The 21,946-nt window shown below is 57.8% G+C and carries 12 protein-coding genes, 2 tRNA genes and 3 rRNA genes; 15 read left to right on the top strand and 2 right to left on the bottom strand.

Annotated elements, in window-relative coordinates:
• Positions 1 to 315 precede the first annotated feature (315 nt).
• From U0004_RS28370 to rrf, 5 genes are all read left to right on the top strand, one after another.
• Positions 316 to 1,846: ribosomal RNA gene (locus tag U0004_RS28370) — 16S ribosomal RNA — on the top strand.
• Between the two features lie 79 nt (positions 1,847 to 1,925).
• Positions 1,926 to 2,002, top strand: a tRNA-Ile gene (locus U0004_RS28365).
• Between the two features lie 71 nt (positions 2,003 to 2,073).
• Positions 2,074 to 2,149: transfer RNA gene (locus U0004_RS28360), tRNA-Ala, on the top strand.
• A 241-nt stretch (positions 2,150 to 2,390) separates the two neighbouring features.
• Positions 2,391 to 5,264 (top strand): 23S ribosomal RNA (locus U0004_RS28355).
• Between the two features lie 139 nt (positions 5,265 to 5,403).
• Positions 5,404 to 5,516 (top strand): 5S ribosomal RNA (gene rrf / locus U0004_RS28350).
• The 16S, 23S and 5S rRNA genes sit together here with 2 tRNA genes alongside, the layout of an rRNA operon.
• A gap of 175 nt (positions 5,517 to 5,691) precedes the next feature.
• Here the strand turns inward: rrf and rtcR are convergent.
• Complete coding sequence (gene rtcR, locus U0004_RS28345; RefSeq protein WP_070253921.1) at positions 5,692 to 7,299, bottom strand: RNA repair transcriptional activator RtcR; 1,608 nt, start codon at positions 7,297 to 7,299, stop codon at positions 5,692 to 5,694.
• A 206-nt stretch (positions 7,300 to 7,505) separates the two neighbouring features.
• Between rtcR and U0004_RS28340 the strand changes: the two genes are divergently transcribed.
• The 5 genes from U0004_RS28340 (at position 7,506) to U0004_RS28320 (ending at position 13,025) form a co-directional block, all read left to right on the top strand.
• Positions 7,506 to 9,077 (top strand): vWA domain-containing protein, encoded by a 1,572-nt coding sequence (locus U0004_RS28340; RefSeq protein WP_070253920.1) that lies wholly within the window; start codon positions 7,506 to 7,508, stop codon positions 9,075 to 9,077.
• Between the two features lie 200 nt (positions 9,078 to 9,277).
• Entirely contained in the window at positions 9,278 to 10,513 is a 1,236-nt protein-coding gene (locus tag U0004_RS28335; RefSeq protein WP_034784658.1) for an RtcB family protein, read from the top strand.
• 16 nt (positions 10,514 to 10,529) lie between these two features.
• The gene (gene rtcA / locus U0004_RS28330) at positions 10,530 to 11,549 is read left to right on the top strand and encodes an RNA 3'-terminal phosphate cyclase (protein ID WP_070253919.1); all 1,020 of its coding nucleotides are present in this window, start codon (positions 10,530 to 10,532) and stop codon (positions 11,547 to 11,549) included.
• A gap of 131 nt (positions 11,550 to 11,680) precedes the next feature.
• Positions 11,681 to 12,166 (top strand): cytochrome c-550 PedF, encoded by a 486-nt coding sequence (gene pedF, locus U0004_RS28325; RefSeq protein ID WP_035824926.1) that lies wholly within the window; start codon positions 11,681 to 11,683, stop codon positions 12,164 to 12,166.
• A gap of 25 nt (positions 12,167 to 12,191) precedes the next feature.
• The gene (locus U0004_RS28320; protein WP_070253918.1) at positions 12,192 to 13,025 is read left to right on the top strand and encodes a substrate-binding periplasmic protein; all 834 of its coding nucleotides are present in this window, start codon (positions 12,192 to 12,194) and stop codon (positions 13,023 to 13,025) included.
• Between the two features lie 57 nt (positions 13,026 to 13,082).
• Here the strand turns inward: U0004_RS28320 and U0004_RS28315 are convergent, their stop codons facing one another.
• On the bottom strand, positions 13,083 to 15,236 hold the full coding sequence (locus U0004_RS28315; protein ID WP_070253916.1) for a TonB-dependent receptor family protein: 2,154 nt from the start codon (positions 15,234 to 15,236) through the stop codon (positions 13,083 to 13,085).
• Between the two features lie 204 nt (positions 15,237 to 15,440).
• On the opposite strand from U0004_RS28315, the gene U0004_RS28310 reads away from it, so the two are divergent.
• From U0004_RS28310 to U0004_RS28290, 5 genes are all read left to right on the top strand, one after another.
• Positions 15,441 to 16,397 carry a beta-propeller fold lactonase family protein gene (locus U0004_RS28310; protein WP_081345438.1) on the top strand — a complete coding sequence of 319 codons (957 nt, stop codon included), beginning with the start codon at positions 15,441 to 15,443 and terminating at the stop codon, positions 16,395 to 16,397.
• Positions 16,398 to 16,741: 344 nt separating this feature from the next.
• A complete protein-coding gene (adh, locus tag U0004_RS28305) occupies positions 16,742 to 18,262 on the top strand; it encodes an aldehyde dehydrogenase (protein WP_070253912.1) in 1,521 nt (506 codons plus the stop codon).
• Positions 18,263 to 18,316: 54 nt separating this feature from the next.
• Entirely contained in the window at positions 18,317 to 18,706 is a 390-nt protein-coding gene (locus U0004_RS28300; RefSeq protein WP_034756816.1) for a DUF779 domain-containing protein, read from the top strand.
• A gap of 49 nt (positions 18,707 to 18,755) precedes the next feature.
• Positions 18,756 to 20,492 carry a PQQ-dependent methanol/ethanol family dehydrogenase gene (locus tag U0004_RS28295; protein WP_081345437.1) on the top strand — a complete coding sequence of 579 codons (1,737 nt, stop codon included), beginning with the start codon at positions 18,756 to 18,758 and terminating at the stop codon, positions 20,490 to 20,492.
• A gap of 287 nt (positions 20,493 to 20,779) precedes the next feature.
• Complete coding sequence (locus tag U0004_RS28290) at positions 20,780 to 21,940, top strand: porin (protein WP_231958653.1); 1,161 nt, start codon at positions 20,780 to 20,782, stop codon at positions 21,938 to 21,940.
• Positions 21,941 to 21,946 lie beyond the last annotated feature (6 nt).

The following is a 21,946-nucleotide window of genomic DNA, read 5'->3' as shown; positions in this document are numbered from 1 at the left end:
GCAAAATGCTTCATACTCTTCCTTCTTCGCAGCTGACAAACACAACGCTTTGTCGATAGCGCGAAAGCAGTAACCGAATACAGTTCTTTAACAATTAACAGTCGATAAGTGTGGGCATTTGATGTAAGTGCAGCAGTGATCTTCAGATCGCTGTAAAACTTAAAATATCAAATGTTCACAAGAAATAATGAAATAGGATACTTCTTCGGAAGTAGCCTGTCAGTTTTTTGAGTGAGCAAACACCTCGCAATGCGAGGGGTTTGAACTAGTTAAATAGTTCGACCATGCCTGTAAAAGGGCAAAGTAACAGAGATTAAACTGAAGAGTTTGATCCTGGCTCAGATTGAACGCTGGCGGCATGCCTTACACATGCAAGTCGAACGGCAGCACGGAGCTTGCTCTGGTGGCGAGTGGCGAACGGGTGAGTAATATATCGGAACGTACCCTAGAGTGGGGGATAACGTAGCGAAAGTTACGCTAATACCGCATACGATCTAAGGATGAAAGTGGGGGATCGCAAGACCTCATGCTCGTGGAGCGGCCGATATCTGATTAGCTAGTTGGTAGGGTAAAAGCCTACCAAGGCATCGATCAGTAGCTGGTCTGAGAGGACGACCAGCCACACTGGAACTGAGACACGGTCCAGACTCCTACGGGAGGCAGCAGTGGGGAATTTTGGACAATGGGCGAAAGCCTGATCCAGCAATGCCGCGTGAGTGAAGAAGGCCTTCGGGTTGTAAAGCTCTTTTGTCAGGGAAGAAACGGTGAGAGCTAATATCTTTTGCTAATGACGGTACCTGAAGAATAAGCACCGGCTAACTACGTGCCAGCAGCCGCGGTAATACGTAGGGTGCAAGCGTTAATCGGAATTACTGGGCGTAAAGCGTGCGCAGGCGGTTTTGTAAGTCTGATGTGAAATCCCCGGGCTCAACCTGGGAATTGCATTGGAGACTGCAAGGCTAGAATCTGGCAGAGGGGGGTAGAATTCCACGTGTAGCAGTGAAATGCGTAGATATGTGGAGGAACACCGATGGCGAAGGCAGCCCCCTGGGTCAAGATTGACGCTCATGCACGAAAGCGTGGGGAGCAAACAGGATTAGATACCCTGGTAGTCCACGCCCTAAACGATGTCTACTAGTTGTCGGGTCTTAATTGACTTGGTAACGCAGCTAACGCGTGAAGTAGACCGCCTGGGGAGTACGGTCGCAAGATTAAAACTCAAAGGAATTGACGGGGACCCGCACAAGCGGTGGATGATGTGGATTAATTCGATGCAACGCGAAAAACCTTACCTACCCTTGACATGGCTGGAATCCTCGAGAGATTGAGGAGTGCTCGAAAGAGAACCAGTACACAGGTGCTGCATGGCTGTCGTCAGCTCGTGTCGTGAGATGTTGGGTTAAGTCCCGCAACGAGCGCAACCCTTGTCATTAGTTGCTACGAAAGGGCACTCTAATGAGACTGCCGGTGACAAACCGGAGGAAGGTGGGGATGACGTCAAGTCCTCATGGCCCTTATGGGTAGGGCTTCACACGTCATACAATGGTACATACAGAGCGCCGCCAACCCGCGAGGGGGAGCTAATCGCAGAAAGTGTATCGTAGTCCGGATTGTAGTCTGCAACTCGACTGCATGAAGTTGGAATCGCTAGTAATCGCGGATCAGCATGTCGCGGTGAATACGTTCCCGGGTCTTGTACACACCGCCCGTCACACCATGGGAGCGGGTTTTACCAGAAGTAGGTAGCTTAACCGTAAGGAGGGCGCTTACCACGGTAGGATTCGTGACTGGGGTGAAGTCGTAACAAGGTAGCCGTATCGGAAGGTGCGGCTGGATCACCTCCTTTCTAGAGTTTGCACGAATCAGTAATGATTCACGCATCAAATGTTCACACTTATCGGCTGTTAATATAAAGAACAGCATTTGGGGCTGTAGCTCAGCTGGTTAGAGCACCGTGTTGATAACGCGGGGGTCGTTGGTTCGAGTCCAACCAGCCCTACCAGAAAAAACTGGGGGTAAGGTGGACGCTAGTCCAAGCAGCCCTACCAGTTTCTGTAGTCTGGAAATACCCTAGGGGGATTAGCTCAGCTGGGAGAGCACCTGCTTTGCAAGCAGGGGGTCGTCGGTTCGATCCCGTCATCCTCCACCAAAAGTTCAAACGTAAATCAGTGCTGATAATGCACCGGGATTTAGGTTTGGTCTTTTCGAGATCAAGTGCTGTATGTTCTTTAACAATCTGGAAGAAGTAAAGATTATTTATTGATCGGTTTGCCGTAAAAGGTAGATCGATGGGTAATGATTGTATGTATCAACAAACAAGCAACAACGTTGTACTTTCTTATCCCTGTAGCGCTCTTTGATTACCTAGTAATCAGAGGCTAACGTTATAGGGACAAGCGAATAAGTGCACATGGTGGATGCCTTGGCGATTACAGGCGATGAAGGACGTAGTAGCTTGCGATAAGCTGCGGGGAGTGAGCAAACACACTTTGATCCGCAGATTTCCGAATGGGGCAACCCACCCTTTTAGGGTATTGCATACTGAATACATAGGTATGCAAGGCGAACGCGGCGAACTGAAACATCTAAGTAGCTGCAGGAAAAGAAATCAACCGAGATTCCCAAAGTAGCGGCGAGCGAAATGGGAAGAGCCTGTACGTGATAGTCGGACCGATAACAGAATCCTCTGGAAATAGGAGCCATAGTGGGTGATAGCCCCGTATGTGAAATCGGACCGGTGGTACTAAGCGTACGACAAGTAGGGCGGGACACGTGACATCCTGTCTGAATATGGGGGGACCATCCTCCAAGGCTAAATACTCGTAATCGACCGATAGTGAACCAGTACCGTGAGGGAAAGGCGAAAAGAACCCCGGAAGGGGAGTGAAATAGATCCTGAAACCGTGTGCATACAAACAGTAGGAGCGGACTTGTTCCGTGACTGCGTACCTTTTGTATAATGGGTCAGCGACTTACATTCAGTGGCAAGGTTAACCATATAGGGAAGCCGTAGAGAAATCGAGTCCGAATAGGGCGATCAGTCGCTGGGTGTAGACCCGAAACCAAGTGATCTACTCATGGCCAGGATGAAGGTGCGGTAACACGCCCTGGAGGTCCGAACCCACTAATGTTGAAAAATTAGGGGATGAGCTGTGGGTAGGGGTGAAAGGCTAAACAAACTTGGAAATAGCTGGTTCTCTCCGAAAACTATTTAGGTAGTGCCTCAAGTATCACCATCGGGGGTAGAGCACTGTTATGGCTAGGGGGTCATTGCGACTTACCAAACCATTGCAAACTCCGAATACCGATGAGTGCGAGCTTGGGAGACAGACGTCGGGTGCTAACGTCCGGCGTCAAGAGGGAAACAACCCAGACCGCCAGCTAAGGTCCCAAAGATTGGCTAAGTGGAAAACGAAGTGGGAAGGCTAAAACAGTCAGGATGTTGGCTTAGAAGCAGCCATCATTTAAAGAAAGCGTAATAGCTCACTGATCGAGTCGTCCTGCGCGGAAGATGTAACGGGGCTAAGCCAGTCACCGAAGCTGCGGATATGCGTAAGCATATGGTAGGAGAGCGTTCTGTAAGCCTGCGAAGGTGTCTTGTAAAGGATGCTGGAGGTATCAGAAGTGCGAATGCTGACATGAGTAGCGATAATGGGGGTGAAAAGCCTCCACGCCGTAAGCCCAAGGTTTCCTGTTCAACGTTCATCGGAGCAGGGTGAGTCGGCCCCTAAGGCGAGGCAGAGATGCGTAGCTGATGGGAAGCAGGTTAATATTCCTGCACCGTCGTATGATGCGATGGGGGGACGGATCGCGGAAGGTTGTCCAACTGTTGGAATAGTTGGTTTTTGGCTCATAGAAGGCACTTAGGCAAATCCGGGTGCGCAATTCAAGGGGTTGAGACGAGTGAACTTGTTCACGAAGCAATCGGAAGTGGTTCCAAGAAAAGCCTCTAAGCTTCAGTCATACGAGACCGTACCGCAAACCGACACAGGTGGGCGAGATGAGTATTCTAAGGCGCTTGAGAGAACTCGGGAGAAGGAACTCGGCAAATTGGTACCGTAACTTCGGGAAAAGGTACGCCCCGGTAGCTTGATTGGTTTACTCCATGAGGGTGAAAGGGTTGCAATAAACTGGTGGCTGCGACTGTTTAATAAAAACACAGCACTCTGCAAACACGAAAGTGGACGTATAGGGTGTGACGCCTGCCCGGTGCTGGAAGATTAAATGATGGGGTGCAAGCTCTTGATTGAAGTCCCAGTAAACGGCGGCCGTAACTATAACGGTCCTAAGGTAGCGAAATTCCTTGTCGGGTAAGTTCCGACCTGCACGAATGGCGTAACGATGGCCACACTGTCTCCTCCCGAGACTCAGCGAAGTTGAAATGTTTGTGATGATGCAATCTACCCGCGGCTAGACGGAAAGACCCCATGAACCTTTACTGTAGCTTTGCATTGGACTTTGAACCAATCTGTGTAGGATAGGTGGGAGGCTTTGAAGCGGGGACGCTAGTTCTCGTGGAGCCAACCTTGAAATACCACCCTGGTTTGTTTGAGGTTCTAACCTTGGTCCGTTATCCGGATCGGGGACAGTGCATGGTAGGCAGTTTGACTGGGGCGGTCTCCTCCTAAAGTGTAACGGAGGAGTTCGAAGGTACGCTAGATACGGTCGGACATCGTGTTGATAGTGCAATGGCATAAGCGTGCTTAACTGCGAGACTGACAAGTCGAGCAGGTACGAAAGTAGGACATAGTGATCCGGTGGTTCTGTATGGAAGGGCCATCGCTCAACGGATAAAAGGTACTCTGGGGATAACAGGCTGATTCCTCCCAAGAGTTCATATCGACGGGGGAGTTTGGCACCTCGATGTCGGCTCATCACATCCTGGGGCTGTAGCCGGTCCCAAGGGTATGGCTGTTCGCCATTTAAAGTGGTACGTGAGCTGGGTTTAAAACGTCGTGAGACAGTTTGGTCCCTATCTGCCGTGGGCGTTGGAAATTTGAAGGGGGCTGCTCCTAGTACGAGAGGACCGGAGTGGACGAACCTCTGGTGTACCGGTTGTCACGCCAGTGGCATTGCCGGGTAGCTAAGTTCGGAAGAGATAACCGCTGAAAGCATCTAAGCGGGAAACTTGCCTTGAGATGAGATTTCCCAGAGCCTTGAGCTCTTTGAAGGGTCGTTCGAGACCAGGACGTTGATAGGCTGGGTGTGGAAGTGCAGTAATGCATTAAGCTAACCAGTACTAATTGCCCGTACGGCTTGTCCCTATAACCTTAGCAGGTACAGAGGATAAGACGGTACAACGTTGCGTGTGTGTTGATACAACTATTCATTACCCTAATCTTTGCTTCTTCCAGATTCATGGCCTTGTCGTCCCACAGGAGACAAACGCCAGTACAAGTTATGCCTGATGACCATAGCAAGTTGGTCCCACCCCTTCCCATCCCGAACAGGACCGTGAAACAACTTTGCGCCGATGATAGTGCTGCAACCAGTGTGAAAGTAGGTTATCGTCAGGCTTGTTATTCGCAGTAAGAGAAAAACCCGATCAGAAATGGTCGGGTTTTTTTTCGTCTGGCGGTTTGTGATGGCGAACCCCAAACGAAGGCTGGGGTCAGACCCCCTCGCGCGTTGGCGTCGAATCTGGCGTTGGCGGTGTGGAGGGTCTGACCCCGGGTGTTCGGGTGCGGCGTTTTATCGACTCACTTCTTCCCAGCTCAAGCCGAACTTCGTCAGATACTTTTTCAACCTGTCAGCGTCATTTGGTTTGGCCTTCGCATCACGCGATACGGCATACAGCTTGCGACCCGCATCGGACAAGCTGTTCGATTGCTGGCATACCTGAATTACCGACCTCAGCTGCAGGACATCAAACAGGTCGAGCTGCGCGGCTGCCTCGCTTCCCATGATATCGGCCAGGTCGATTTCCGTGCTGGCGGCGGGCTTGTCATGCTGCTGCCACATGCGCTTCAAGCGCCGGATTTCCTCGTCGACGACGCCATCCGTGATGCGTCCCGCTTCCGACAGGGTGGCCAGGCGCGTGATAGCGGCGGACAGATCGCGGAAATTACCCTTCCATGCCGAGGTGGGAAGGGTGGCGAAACGCATGAAACGCTCGTGTGCCTCCTTGTTGAAGCGCACGCGTTCGCCCGTCTCCGCGCTGTATTGCGTCAGCAGGTATTCCAGGTTCGGCTCGATATCTTCCGGGCGCTGCGCCAGGCCCGGCAATTCGTATGTCCACAGATTGATGCGCGCATACAAGTCTTCGCGGAAGCGGCCGGCCGCCACCTCCTTGCCCAGATCGCGGTTGGTGCCAGCGATCAGCTGGAAGTCGCTCTGCACCTCCGTATCGGCACCGACGGGGAAAAAACGCTTTTCTTCGATGGCTTTCAGCAGCATCGCCTGTTCGTCGAGCCCCAGTTCACCGATTTCATCGAGAAACAGCAAGCCCTTGTGCGCGCTGCGCAGCAAGCCGGGTCGATCCGAGCCCGCCCCCGTGAAGGAACCCTTGATATGGCCGAACAAGGTAGAGGCTGCGCCATCGCCATGCAGGGTGGCGCAATTGAGGTCGATGAACTTGCCATCGATCTGGTGGCGCGATTTTTTCAGTTCATACACGCGGCGCGCGAGGAAGGATTTGCCGGCACCGGTCGGCCCCATCAGCAGCATGGGGGCTTTTGACTTGATGGCGACGCGCTCGATTTCATCGATCATGCCGTTGAACTTGGCATTGCGCGTGGCGATGCCGGACTTCAGGAAGGCCACGCCTTCGGCCTGTTCGCGCGTAAAACGCTGGGCGATCTGGTCGTAGCGCGACAGATCGAGGTCGATCAGCGCGTAGCTGCCGGGGTTGCCGGCGCCCTGGCGCTTTGGCGGCGACGTTTGCACGAGGCGGCCGGGGAAATAGCGCGCTTCCGTCATCAGGAACATGCAGATCTGCACCACGTGGCTGCCGGTGGTGATGTGGATCCAATAGTCTTCCTTGTCCGGATCGAAGGGGTAGCTGTTGGCAAAATCATAGAGCGCGCCATACACATTCTCGAAGTCCCAGGCATCGCTGATGGGCAGTTCGTGGGCGATCAGCCTGGTTTCAGGCGAGACGCTGGCGATATCCTGCGACACCTGGCGTACCAGATTGTCAAATTGGCTGCCCGCGTACAGCAGCTCGAAGCGGTCGATGATCTTGTCCTCGTGCTGAGTCAGGGCTATGCTGGGACGCCATTTTTCCCAGCGTGCCGCTCCCCTGCCGTTGTCGAGTTGCGTGCCGAGAAAACCGATAACGACGGTGCGTTTTGCTTGCATATGTGAGATAAAAATTTATCTTAAAAGATAATTGTATTCCAAATCGCCATGACAGGGATATTTTCAGTGCACAGCTTGCGTGGAAATATTACTTAATGAAATCAATTGGTTATGAAAATTTTTGAGGAATTATTGAAAGCTGGCACAGCGCTTGCAATAGGGGAGATACCAACAAGATAAACGTAGAGAGCAGAGAGGGACGAAAAATGGCCAACGCCCAGTTATTCCAGAGCGCGCAACAGACAGGAACCTTGCCAGCGGCCTTGGCGCGCAATGCGGAAGGCGCGCCAGCCTATGCGCTGACGCCCCGGCATCAGCTGGCGCAATACGCGGCCACCGGCTGCCTGAACACGACGTTTTATGCCAGCGCCGAAGCGCAGCTGGCAACAGTACTCGAGCTGTGCCAGGCGGTCGACCCCGCCTTCATTGCGCAGACGGCCGTGTACTGCCGCGAACGGGGCTACATGAAAGACATGCCGGCCTTGCTGGTGGCCGTGCTGGCGGGGCAGGGCGCTGCGCAATTCGCACCGGTATTCCGGCGTGCCATCAACAACGGCAAGATGCTGCGCAACTTTGTGCAGATCATGCGCTCCGGCGCCGTGGGACGCAAGTCGCTGGGATCGCGTCCGAAAAAGCTCGTGCAGGCATGGCTGAACACCGCTTCGGAACAGGCCTTGCTGGCCGCCGCCGTGGGCAATGCGCCTTCGCTGGCCGACGTGGTGAAGATGGTGCATCCGAAACCGCAGGAAGCGTGGCGGGAGGCATTCTTTGCCTGGCTGATCGGCAAGCCCTACGATGCCAAGGCGCTGCCGCCGGCGCTGGCCGCGTTCGAGGCCTACAAGGCAGATCCTTCGCAAGCGATACCGGACGTACCGTTCCAGATGCTGACGGCGCTGTCCTTGAGCGCGCAGGATTGGGCGCAGATCGCCCGCCAGGGCAGCTGGCAAATGGTGCGCATGAATCTGAACACCTTTGGGCGTCACGGCGTGTATGCGATAGCCGGCATGCCGGAACTGATCGCTGCCAAGCTGCGCGATCCCGAGGCGATTAGCCAGGTACGGGTGTTTCCGTACCAGCTGCTGTCCGCGTACCTGGCGGCCGGTGAGAGCGTGCCGGCCATCGTGCGCGATGCGCTGGAAGCGGCGCTGGAAATAGCGCTGGCGAACGTGCCGCGGATCGCTGGCAGGGTGGTGGTGTGCCCCGACGTCTCCGGCTCGATGTCGTCGCCCGTCAGCGGTTTTCGCGGCAGCGCCACGTCGAGCGTGCGCTGCATCGATGTGGTGGCGCTGGTGGCGGCGGCCATGCTGCGCAAGAACCCGGATGCGATGTTGCTGCCGTTCGAGCACAGCGTCGTGACGTGCGGGCTGGCTGCGGATGACAGCGTGATGAGCAACGCGGCCAGGCTGGCGGCCATCGGTGGCGGCGGCACCAATTGCAGCGCACCGCTGATGCGCATGAACAGCAAGAAGGAGCTGGCCGACCTGGTGATTTATGTGTCCGATAACGAATCGTGGATCGACGCCAGACGCAGCGGCGCCACGGCGACGATGGGACAATGGAAGGTGTTCAAGCAGCGCAATCCGCAGGCGAAACTGGTGTGCATCGATATTGCGCCGCATGCCACGACGCAGGCGATGGAATGCGAGGATATCCTGAATATCGGCGGTTTTTCCGATGACGTCTTCAAGATCATCGCCGCCTTTGCCGCCGGCCAGCTGGACCCCGCCCACTGGGTGGGAGAAATCGCCGCCATCGATATCGCGGCAACCGGTTGTTGAAGTAAAGCGCATGAATGCGGACAAGACTACATAAGAGACGTCCTGTCCAGACTTGTCATGCGCCGCAGTGCCCCGAATGCAGACAGGATTACATCGATCAGCCGCGTCAAACCGGCCTGGCGCGCGCAGTACGCCGCCAGAAAATCCTGCCCCTCCTTGTCGGGTTGTCGTACTGATTACAATAGAAAATGAGAGAAGCGATGAAAAAAGAAGAATACGAAGTCCTGCATACCGAAGGCAGCCGTCCCGTCAAAATGTGGACACGTGGCGTGCCCGTCGAAGAAGCGGCCAAAAAGCAATTGCGCAACACGGCGACCCTGCCGTTTATTTACAAGCACATCGCCGTCATGCCGGACGTCCACCTGGGTAAAGGGTCGACCATCGGCAGCGTGATTCCCACCTTGGGCGCCGTGATTCCTGCGGCGGTGGGCGTGGATATCGGTTGCGGCATGATGGCGGCGAAAACCACGCTGACGGCGAATGATTTGCCCGATAATCTGGGGCCGCTGCGCAGCGCCATCGAACGCGCCATTCCACACGGGATGTCGCCAAAGACGCGCGGACACCGCGGCCGCGACGAGGGTTCCTGGCATACGCCGCCCTCGGTGGTCGATGCCGCGTGGCTGCAACTGAAAGACGAATTCGATGCGATCTGCCTGAAAACGCCGAAGCTGAAAAATACGAACAATTATCGCCACCTGGGGACTTTGGGCAGCGGTAACCACTTCGTCGAGGTCTGTCTCGATGAACAGGGTTCCGTATGGTTCATGCTGCATTCCGGTTCGCGCGGCGTGGGTAATGCCATCGGCAGCCATTTCATCGAACTGGCCAAGCAGGATATGCGCACCCACTTCATCAACCTGCCCGACCAGGATCTGGCTTACCTGGCCGAAGGAACGCAGCATTACGACGATTACGTGGAGGCGGTGGGCTGGGCGCAGCGTTTCGCCCGCAACAACCGCGAAGTGATGATGCAGAACCTGATCGCCGCCGTGCGCACGGTCATCCATAAACCGTTCCAGACGCACGTGGAAGCCGTCAACTGCCACCATAACTATGTGCAGAAGGAGCACCACTTCGGCAAGGATGTATTGATCACGCGCAAAGGTGCCGTGTCGGCCCGCGCGGGCGAACTGGGGATCATTCCCGGCTCCATGGGCGCGAAGAGCTTTATCGTGCGCGGCAAGGGCAATGCGGAGAGTTTCCATAGCTGCAGCCACGGCGCGGGACGCACGATGAGCCGCACGGAAGCGAAGCGGCGCTTCAACCTGGATGACCAGATCCGCGCCACGCAAGGCGTGGAATGCCGCAAGGATGAAAACGTGATCGATGAAATTCCGATGGCTTACAAGGATATCGATGCGGTGATGCTGGCGCAGCGCGAGCTGGTCGATGTCGTGCATATCTTGAAGCAGGTCGTCTGCGTCAAAGGATAATAGAGAGAAAACAGAGATGATAGAAATAGATGGAGCGCAAGGCGAAGGCGGCGGACAGATTTTACGTTCGGCGCTGAGCTTGTCGATGATCACGGGGCAACCGTTTCGGCTGATTAACATTCGCGCGGGGCGGGAAAAGCCCGGCTTGCTGCGCCAGCATCTGCTGGCTGTGCAGGCGGCAACCGCCATTTGCGGGGCGCGCACGACGCCGGTGGCGCTGCGCGCGTCGAGCCTGGAATTCGTGCCTGGTCCCCTGCGTGGCGGCGATTACCGCTTTGCCATCGGCAGCGCGGGCAGTTGCACTCTGGTATTGCAAACCCTGTTGCCGGCCCTGCTGCATGCGGATGGGCCGTCCACCGTGCGCATCAGTGGCGGCACGCACAATGCCATGGCACCGCCCGTGCATTTCCTGCAGCGCGCATATGGCCGTGTCCTGGAACAGATGGGGGCCGAGGTGGATATTACGCTGCAACGCTATGGCTTTCATCCCGCAGGCGGCGGCGAGGTGATGGCCACCGTGCAACCGTGCCAGCGCTTGCGGCCCATCGCATTGCTGCAGCGCGGCGAACGGAAGGCGGGGTATGCGGAAAGCGTGGTGGCGGGCGTGCATGTGCAGGTGGCCGCGCGCGAGCTCGAGCGTGTCGCCGGGGGCATGGGCTGGAGCGGCAAGCAGTTGCGCCTCGTCGGCTTGCCGGCGGAGCAGGGACCGGGCAATGTCCTGTTGCTGACGCTCGAGCATGAGCATGTCACGGAGGTGTTTACTTCGTTCGGTGAAAAGTCCTTGCTGGCCGAATCGGTGGCCAAGCGCCTGTTGAACGAGGTGCGCGCCTATCTCAAGACGGACGCGGCCGTCGGCGAGCACCTGGCCGACCAGCTCTTGCTGCCCATGGCGCTGGCGGGCGGCGGTACCTTCAGCTGCAACAAGGTATCGCAACATGCGCTGACGAATGCCGAGGTGATTGCCCGGTTTTTACCCGTGCGTATCACTTTCGCGCAGCAGGAGCGGAGCAGCATCTGCACGGTGGCCGCCGCCTGACGGGCGCGCTGACACAACTGGCTGTTGCAGCTGTTCCAAATTGATACATGGTCGGCCGGATGTGGGGCATAGACGCATGGCATGGCATTTGCTCTTCTTTGGTATTGACTAAAAAAACCAAGGAGACCAGCATGACCTATTCTATTCGTACCCTGCTCGGCGTGGCGGCGGCCGGCGCCGTTGCCCTCACTTCCCTGCTGACCTTGCCGCATGCCTATGCGCACGGCAATGTCACGCCGCAAGGCGTCGATACCACGGGCTTGCCCAAGGTGGGCGACAAGTGGCTCGAACAAAATCCGTATCGGGGCAACAAGCTGGCCTTGACGGTGGGCACCTCGGCCTACAACCAGAATTGCGCCCGCTGCCACGGCATCGAAGCCATCTCGGGCGGCATCGCGCCGGACTTGCGCCAGCTGGACCGCGATTGCTTCGGTATCAAGAATGAGACAAAGAAACAGGCGTGCTACAAGGAGACGGACAATTACTACCTGACCACCATACGCCACGGTAAGGTGCGCAATGGCGCTGTGTACATGCCGCCGTTCGAAGGCGTGTTCAACCAGGAAGCCATGTGGGCCATCAAGACCTATCTGGAAACTCGCCGCGAGTCGAATTAAGTCGAACTGATCACAAAGGAGTCCCATGCGTTCATTTCAATTCCGGGGCGCGCGCGCGATGATCTCGCTCGCCTGCCTGGCGCTGTGCGCAGCCGCGCCGGCGCGCGCCGACTGGCAAAAAGTGCAGCAGTCGGGCAGCCTGAAAGTGGCTGTGTATAACGAGTTCGCGCCGTTTTCCGACAAGGGGGCGGGCATCGATATCGACATCGCCGAAGCGCTGGCGAAAAAGCTGGGTTTGAAACTGAGCTTGCTGCCATTTCCCGCTGGCGAAAATCTCAACGACGATTTGCGCAATATGGTGTGGAAGGGGCATTACCTTGGTTATGGTCCCGCCGATGTGATGCTGCATGTGCCGGTCGACAAGAAGTTGATGGCGGATAACGACAAGGTCCAGATCTTCGCGCCGTATTACGTGGAAACCGTGCGTCTGGCGCGCAGCGCGCAAGCCGTGCCGCAATTCGATGGCGTCGCTTCGCTGGCCGGCAAGCGCATCGGCGTGGAAAAAGTATCGATCGCGGCCATGCTGATGCTGGGCGAAGACAATGGCAAGTACCGCGACGATGTGCGCATCTTCGACACAGCGGCCGAAGCCTTGCAGCAATTGCAAGCGGGCAAGCTCGATGCCGTGCTGGCCAACCGTTCGGAAATCGAGTCGGTGCTGAAAAGCGATCCGGCTTTCCCCTTGAGCGAAGTGGCGTTCGCCCGCTTGCCGCGTGCCGGCTGGGCCGTGGGCCTGGCCGTCAGCCGCCAGCAGCTCGACGTGGCAAAGTTGCTGCAGGCGGCCATGAACGAGATGGCGGCCAGCGGTGAATTGAAAGCCATCTTTGAAAAATATGGCGTGAAGGAAGCACGGCCCTGAAGTAGCGTGCTTGAGTTTAAAAGCCCGCGCATCGATCGATGCGCGGGCTTTTTAGTTTTAGAAACTATATTGGGCGCTGACGCCCAGCAACCAGTTGCGTCCCGGTGCCGCTTCATAGTAGCGCTTGTTGCTGTCGCCGACGATGACGGAGCCCACGTAGGTCTTGTCGAAAAGATTGTTCAGGCGGGCAAATTCCTTGAAGCGCCAATTGCCCACGTTTTGTTTGGCGTTGACGCGCGCATTGAACACCGTATAGCCGGGCGCCGGCTTTTCGCTGTTGCTGTCTTCCGCGTAGACCTGGTTGCTGGCCACGCTTTCCAGCGCCGCGCCAAAACGGTCCAGCGTGTCTTTCCAGGCCAGTTCCGCAAACAGGTTGACGCTGGGCACGCCCGGCAAGCGGCTGCCTTCGCGCACGCTGCCAAACGCCTGGTCATACACGGCGTGCAGGCTGGTCAGTGCCACTTTTGTCGTGAAGCCATACGGCAGGTTCGAGTCCAGCGACACTTCCATACCCTGGCGCAAGGTCTTGCCCGCATTGCGGTAGCTGGTGCGTCCGCCGCTGGACTTGTCGACCACCAGTTCGTCGCTGGTCTTGATCTGGAACACGGCCGCGTTGACGTGCGTATTGTTATTGATCCTGGCTTTGATACCGGCTTCCAGGTTGGTGCTGGTCGCTGGTTTCAAGTTGAAATTGAAGCCGCCGCCCGTGCCCGAGTAAAACAGTTCGTTCAAGGTAGGCGCTTCGAAACCGCGCGCGGCGCTGGCATACACGTTGACGTTCGGCGTCAGCTTGTACAGCAGGCCTAGCACCGGTGTCGTGTGGCTGAACTCCAGGCTGCCGCTATCGTTGCCGTTGCCGAGGAAATGGTCGTCGACCGCCACTTTCATCTTGCTGTAGCGCACACCTGCGCTGAGCAGCCACGGACCGCTTTGCCATTCCGCCTGGATATACGGATCGAGGCTGGAGACGACATTCTGTTCGTCGCGGCGCAGCTTGCCCTTCAATCCGTACACTTCGCCGATATAGTTCTCATAGCCGGTGCGGTCATCGCTGGAGCGGCCATAGTCGATGCCGATGGTGGTGCTCAGCTTGCCGCCGGCCAACTGGTTCACGTGCAGCCAGTTGGTGTCGATGCCATAGAACTGGCGCTGGAAGTCGACCACGCCGCCCGAATGCTTAAGTAGACCGTCCACTTTGGTATTTTGGAATGCTTTATTAAACGCCTGGTACTGGATCACGTCGCGGTTGCCGCCATACACCATCACGTGCAGGCGGTCATCGCCGAACGACTGTTCATAGGTGGCGCCGATTTGCTGGTGGTCGATGCTCTTGCGGGTGTTGTAGCGTTCGGCCAGTGTGCGTTTCGGGTTTTGCGTATCCGTCGCGTCGACCTCACCGGCGCGCGGGTTGGCGGCAAACGTGGCCCAGGTGGCGCCCAGCGGATCTTGCGTATTGCCTTGATGCAGGCTGTTGGCGACGATGGTCAGCTTGCTGTCCGCCGTGGGCTTGACGGTGATCTTGCCGAACGCCTGTTCGCGCGTGGCGGCGCTATGGTCGCGGAAGCCGTCCGTGCGGAAGCGCGAACCGTCGAGCACGTAGCCGATGTCGCCTGCCTGGCCTTGCGCCGAGAGATCGACCTTGCTGGTGCCGTAGCTGCCGCCCGTCACATTCAGTTCGACGGACGGGGGATTTTGTCCATCCCTGGAAAACAGCTGGATCACGCCGCCCGAATGGTTGCCGTAGATGGCAGAAAACGGTCCGCGCAGCACTTCGATGCGCTCGGCTGTATCGAGGTTGAAGGTGGCGGCCTGGCCCTGGCCGTCGGGCATGCTGGCGGGAATGCCATCGCTGATCAGTTTGACGCCGCGCACACCGAAGGCCGAGCGTGCGCCGAAGCCGCGCGACGAGATCTGCAAGTCTTGCGCATAGTTCTGGCGGTTTTGCACGACCAGGCCCGGCACGGCGGCCAGCGCTTCCGACGCGTTGACGCGGATTTGGCCATCCTGGATGCGCGCGCTGTCGACCACGTCGATCGAGGCCGGCACTTCCTGGCTGGGATGGGCGATGCGGCTGCCGCTGATGACCACCGTATCCATCAGTTGTCCGGCGGCCAGGCTAGCTGCCTCGGCGGCAAAGACGTGGGGGGCGAGGGTGGCGCTGCCGGCGACAAACAGGCTGGCGATGGTGTTCAGGCGGAAACGATGCTGCATGCGGATTCTCCAATGTGAATAAAAGCCTGCTTGATCGCGTGCGCGGTACAGGTCTGCATAGTCTTATCAAGCAATATGCCTGCCATGTCTCCATTGGTGGGCTGAAATTATACGCGTGTCAGTGGCACGGCGTTTGCATACAGCAATGGGCAGATGCGCCGCTACCGCGCGCTTTTCCTGTGTTTTGCCATTGAAAAGGTGATTATGCCCAACTTCTTCTCGTGCTTGCGCCAGGTTTGCTGGCTATTGCCGGCGCTCGCCAGCACCGCCCTCCAGGCAGCTCCCTTTGCCTATGTCCCCAATGAAAAATCGGGCACCTTGAGCGTGATCGACACGGCTACCGACCAGGTAGTGCGCCAGATCGCCGCAGGCAAGCGGCCGCGCGGCATTGCCGCCGACCCCACCGGACGGCAATTGTTTGTCACGGATGCCGCCAGCAGTGCCTTGCTGCTGATCGATAACGCGGGCGGCGCGCCCGTGCGCCCGGTGGCGCTGGGCAAGTCGCCCGAAGGCGTCAGCGCTTCCCGGGACGGTCATTACGTGGCCGTCGCCGTCGAGGAAAACAATAGCGTGGCCTTGCTCGACGGCCAGACAGGTACCTTGCTCGCCGATATCAAGGTGCAGGGACGTAATCCGGAACATGCCGTCTTCAGCCCGGATGGACGCTGGCTGCTGGTCAGCGCGGAAGAGGCGGAGCAAGTCGACGTCATTGATGTGGCGCAACGCCGCCAGGTGGCCTCCATCGCCGTGGGACTGCGTCCGCGCGGCATCGGTTTCAGCCCGGACTCGGGCCGCGCCTATGTGGCGTGCGAACTGGTCAATGCCGTGTATGTGATCGACATGGCCGCGCGCAAGGCGATTGCCACCATTCCAGCGGGCAAGAATGCGAATGGCATCGTGGTCCATCCCAACGGCAAGCAGGTGTATGTCTCGAATGGCACGGACGGCACGGTGATGGTGATCGACACGGCCAGCAATCAAGTGACGGCCACGATTGCCGTCGGCAAGCGCCCGTGGAACATGGCCATCACGCCCGACGGCGCCAAGCTGTACGTGGCCAATGGCCGTTCGAACAGTGTATCCGTCATCGACACGGCCAGCGCGCGCAAGGTGGCCGACATTGCTGTAGGCGAATTGCCCTGGGGCGTGGTGATTCGTTGATTCCTTGGTGGCACAGGCGCAGGTGTTCCAGTCTGGTACACCTGTTCCATTGTGCAGCGGCGCAGGGGAGATGCCGCAGGGCTGGCCCGGATTGGAACAGGACGTCTTCACCTTGTTCAAAATGCAAACAGGCCCACGTCCCCACCCAAGCAGGTGGCCTGCGCTGAAAAACGTGCCGGGTTTGATGCCGTGCCCTTGTAACAGGGATAAAACCGGCTAAGTTTGTAGTGGGATGGCGAGCTGGCACGGCATTTGCGGAAGACTCCGTGTACTCACCCCATCTGTACCAGGACGTTTGATTTTAATTAAGTAATTCCATTCTAATTAACCCGATAGAGGACGACATGAATCTCGCAGACATCAGCAAACTGGGCGTAGCCAATCCCTTCAAACAACGCTATGACAATTACATCGGCGGCAAATTCGTTGCACCAGTAAAAGGTGAATACTTTCCTAACATCACGCCCATCACAGGATTGCCGTTTTGCGAAATCGCCCGTTCCACGACGGAAGACGTCGAGCTGGCGCTGGATGCCGCGCACGCCGCCAAGGAGGCCTGGGGCAAGACTTCGCCAGCCGAGCGCGCCAATATCCTGAACCGCATCGCCGACCGCATCGAACAGAACCTGAGCCTGATCGCCACGGCGGAAACCATCGACAACGGCAAGCCGATCCGCGAAACGATGAATGCCGACATTCCACTGGCCATCGACCATTTCCGTTACTTCGCCGGTTGCATCCGCGCGCAGGAAGGTTCCGTCGCGCAAATCGATGCGGAAACCTATGCCTACCACTACCACGAGCCGTTGGGTGTCGTGGGGCAGATCATTCCGTGGAATTTTCCGATTCTGATGGCCGTGTGGAAACTGGCGCCAGCTCTGGCCGCCGGCAATTGCGTCGTCTTGAAACCGGCCGAGCAGACCCCGGCATCCATCATGGTGTTGATCGAGCTGATCGGCGACTTGCTGCCGCCGGGCGTGCTGAACATCATCAATGGTTTCGGCCTGGAAGCGGGTAAACCGCTGGCCTCGAGCAAGCGCATCGCCAAGATCGCCTTTACGGGCGAAACGGGCACGGGCCGTCTGATCATGGGTTATGCGGCGCAAAACCTGATTCCCGTCACCCTGGAGCTGGGCGGCAAGTCGCCGAACATCTTCTTTGAAGACGTGATGGATGCCGATGATGAGTATTTCGACAAGTGCCTGGAAGGTTTTGCGATGTTTGCGCTGAATCAAGGTGAGGTATGCACTTGCCCATCGCGCGTGCTGATCCAGGAATCGATCTACGAGAAATTCATCGAACGGGCTCTCAAACGCGTGGCCGCCATCAAGCAGGGCAATCCGCTCGACTCATCCACCATGATCGGCGCCCAGGCGTCGCAGGAACAGCTGGAAAAAATCCTGTCCTACCTCGACATCGGCCGCCAGGAAGGCGCGGAAGTGCTGGCTGGCGGCGAACGCAATACGCAGGCGGGCGACCTGGAAGGCGGCTACTACGTGCGTCCGACCGTGTTCAAGGGCCATAACAAGATGCGCATCTTCCAGGAAGAGATTTTCGGGCCCGTGGTGTCCGTGACCACTTTCAAGGATGAGGCCGACGCGCTGGCGATTGCCAACGATACCTTGTATGGCCTGGGCGCCGGCCTGTGGACGCGTGATGGTTCGCGCGCCTTCCGCATGGGACGCGCCATCCAGGCGGGCCGCGTGTGGACCAATTGCTACCACCTGTATCCGGCCCACGCCGCGTTCGGCGGCTACAAGCAATCGGGTATCGGCCGCGAAAACCACAAGATGATGCTCGATCACTACCAGCAAACGAAGAACTTGCTGGTGAGCTATAGCCCGAAAGCGCTGGGCTTCTTCTAAACCGGCAACAGGCGCCGCGCCCTTAGCCAGGCGTGGCGCGCAGAAAGGGATGCCATGAGTGCAGCAATTGCCCGGGTGGTCGCCACCGATGCGGCGCTGGAAATGATGGACAAATTGCGCCAGCGTCACGGCCCGCTGATGTTTTTCCAGTCGGGTGGATGCTGCGACGGCAGCGCGCCCATGTGCTACGCGCTGGGCGAGTTCGATGTCAGCGACACCGATATCTATCTCGGCAATTTGAATGGCACACCGTTCTACATGGGACTCGAGCAATTCGAGTACTGGGAGCATACCCAGTTGATTATCGATGTGGTCGACGGCAATGGCGGCATGTTTTCACTCGACAACGGCACCGGCAAGCGCTTCCTGACGCGCTCGCGCCTGTTCACCGATGAAGAGTGCGCGCTGTTGCATGCCCAGCCGCATGAGCACCGCAAGACTTGATACACACATACTAATAAAACAGAGGGAGATGATTGTGCAGAAAAAAATCATGGGGATACTCATCGGTTTGAGTTTGGCATCGCTGGCCCAGGCGGCCGACGTGGGCAATGTCACCAATGCCATGCTCGACAGCACGGCGAAGAATCCGGCCAGCGTCCTGTCGTTTGGCATGGGTACGCAGGGGCAGCGCTATTCGCCGCTGACGCAGATCAATGACAAGACCGTGGCCAAGCTGGTGCCGGCCTGGTCGTTCTCGTTTGGCGGCGAAAAACAGCGGGGCCAGGAATCGCAGCCGTTGATTCACAATGGCAAGATGTTCGTCACTGCATCGTATTCGCGCATCTTTGCCGTCGACTTGAAAACGGGCGCCAAGCTGTGGAAGTATGAGCATCGCTTGCCTGACGGCATCATGCCCTGTTGCGACGTGGTCAACCGCGGTGCCGCCCTGTACGGCAACCTGGTGATTTTCGGCACGCTCGACGCCTACCTGGTGGCGCTGGACCAGAATACGGGCAAGATCGTCTGGAAGGAGAAAGTGGATGACTACGCGGCCGGCTACTCGATGACGGCCGCGCCGCTAATCGCCGAAGGCTTGCTGCTGACGGGCGTGTCGGGCGGGGAATTCGGCATCGTGGGCCGGGTGGAAGCGCGCAATCCGATGACGGGTGACCTCGTGTGGAGCCGTCCGACGGTAGAGGGCCATATGGGCCACCGCTACGACAAGGATGGCAAGGCCATCGACAACGGCGTGTCCGGCACGGCGAACAAGACGTGGCCGGGCGACCTGTGGAAAACGGGCGGCGCCTCGACGTGGATGGGCGGCACCTACGATCCGCAAACCAAGCTCGCCTACTTTGGCACGGGTAATCCGGCGCCGTGGAACAGCCACTTGCGTCCCGGCGACAATCTGTACTCATCATCCACCGTGGCGCTGGACGTGAAAACGGGGCAGATCAAGTGGGCGTATCAAAACACGCCGAATGACGCCTGGGATTTCGATGGCGCCAACGAGTTCGTTACCTTTGACATGGACGGCAAGCGCTACGGCGGCAAGGCCGACCGCAACGGCTTCTTCTATGTCATCGATGCGGCCAATGGCAAGCTGCAGAACGCTTTTCCATTTGTGAAGAAAATCACCTGGGCCAGCAGCATCGACCTGAAGACGGGCCGGCCAAATTTCATTGCCGCCGGCCGCCCTGGCGACCCCACCAAGGGAGAGGAAGGCAAGAAGGGCACGACCGTGTTTGCCGCGCCCGCTTTCCTCGGTGCCAAAAACCAGATGCCGATGGCGTACTCGCCGCAAACCAGGCTGTTCTACGTGCCGGCGAACGAATGGGGCATGGATATCTGGAACGAGCCGATCAGCTACAAGAAGGGCGGCGCCTTCCTCGGTGCCGGTTTTACCATCAAGCCCCTGTTTGACGACTACATCGGCGCCATGCGCGCCATCGATCCGAAGACGGGCAAGATCGTGTGGGAAATCAAGAACAACGCGCCGCTGTGGGGCGGCGTGATGAGTACGGCGGGCAACCTGGTGTTCTACGGCACGCCGGAAGGCTTCCTGAAAGCCGTCGATGCGAAGACGGGCAAGGAGCTGTGGAAATTCCAGACGGGCTCCGGCGTCGTGGCGCCGCCCGTCACCTGGCAGGATGGCGACACGCAATATGTCGCCGTCGTCTCCGGCTGGGGGGGCGCGGTGCCGCTGTGGGGCGGCGAAGTGGCGAAGAAGGTCAACTTCCTGGAGCAGGGCGGTTCCGTGTGGGTCTTCAAGCTGGCGTCGAAGTAACGGGGTGAAACATCCGGGCCACACGGATGGGTGTCTCCCTGTCCGCCGGATGTTTTCTTTTTGCTGACGGCCCAGGCCGTCAGTTTTTTGTTTACCTGGATGCCCGATACGCCTGCTTGCGGTCAAAAAATGAACACTGTCAGTGGCGATTGATCCGCTGCTGCACATGTTAACTACGCCTTTTCTCTTTCTCCCTCTGAGCCGCGCTGGGCACGCTTATTGCCAAAGCTTGAGGTACATCAATCATTGGTGTGCACACTAAAAACAGAGAAGAAAGAGGAGAACAAATGAACACATTGAGCAAGCTGGGGAGCCTGGGTGTCATGACAATCGCAGCGGTGGGACAGGCACACGCCGTCGATATCAAGGCTGGCGACTGGACCGTGTCGGTGGGCGGCATCGTCAACGCCTATTACACGCAAGTGTCGTGTTCGGGTGATGCGGTGGGCGGGCTGGCGCTGGGCGGGCAGGCGCTCGGTTGCGGCGGAGAAAAGGACCGCACCACCATCGGCAACGGCTTGCTGCCGAATGGCTTGATCACCTCGGCAAGCTCGCGGCTGGGCGAGTACGACGTGAAAGCCTTGATCGGCATCTACAACTCGACGGCCACGGACAGCGCCATCAGCCAGAACAGCGTGGTCGATGTGCGCCAGGCCTTCTTCACGTTTGGCAATGAACACATGGGTACCTTCAAGCTGGGCCGCGACTACGGCATCTTCGGCGCGAATGCGATCCTCTCCGACATGACCTTGTTGGGCTCGGGCGCGCCCGTGCAGGCGACGCAGCGGGGCAGGGTGACCTTGGGTCATATCGGCGCTGGCTACACCTATCTGGGCAACTATGGCCAGATCATGTACAGCACGCCGAAGTCGGGCGGCTTTGGCGTCGACGTGGCGCTGGTCAGCCCCGTCTCCGATACGCCCATAGTGGCAGGCTCGACGTATTCTTCGAAGTCGAGTCCGCAGGTGCAGGCGCAGCTGACGTATGCGCAGGAAGGCGTGAAAGCCTGGCTGGGCGTGAAGTCGCAAAAATTCACCTCGAAAACGCCGGGTATCGATGACCTGACCATGCGCGGCGTGGAAGTGGGCGGCTCGTACCAGATGGGGCCGGCTGGCGTGCTGCTCAACTTCCAGGGCGGCAAGGGATTGGGCATTCTCTCCGATGCGGATCAGGGCGATACCAAGTCGAAGAACTTGTTGCTGCAAGGCACGTACAAGACAACGGACAAACTGAAACTGGGCTTGTCCTACGGCATCAGCAGGAACAACGACCACACGGCCGGCACGGGCGGCTTGAAGTCGAACGCCAACCTGACCCTGGGTGCGTATTACTCGCTCAACAGTGCGATCACCCTGGTGGGCGAGCTGGGCCAGACGCGCTCGAAAGGCTTTACGGGTGGCGAAGCGAAGATGAATGGCGTGTCCCTGGGCGGCATTATTTTCTTCTAATTAATG

Origin of the sequence: Janthinobacterium lividum (assembly GCF_034424625.1) — a bacterium.
GTDB classification, from domain to species: domain Bacteria; phylum Pseudomonadota; class Gammaproteobacteria; order Burkholderiales; family Burkholderiaceae_D; genus Janthinobacterium; species Janthinobacterium lividum.
Note: the sequence above shows the minus strand (reverse complement) of the source record. Positions and strands in the feature narration are given on the sequence as shown.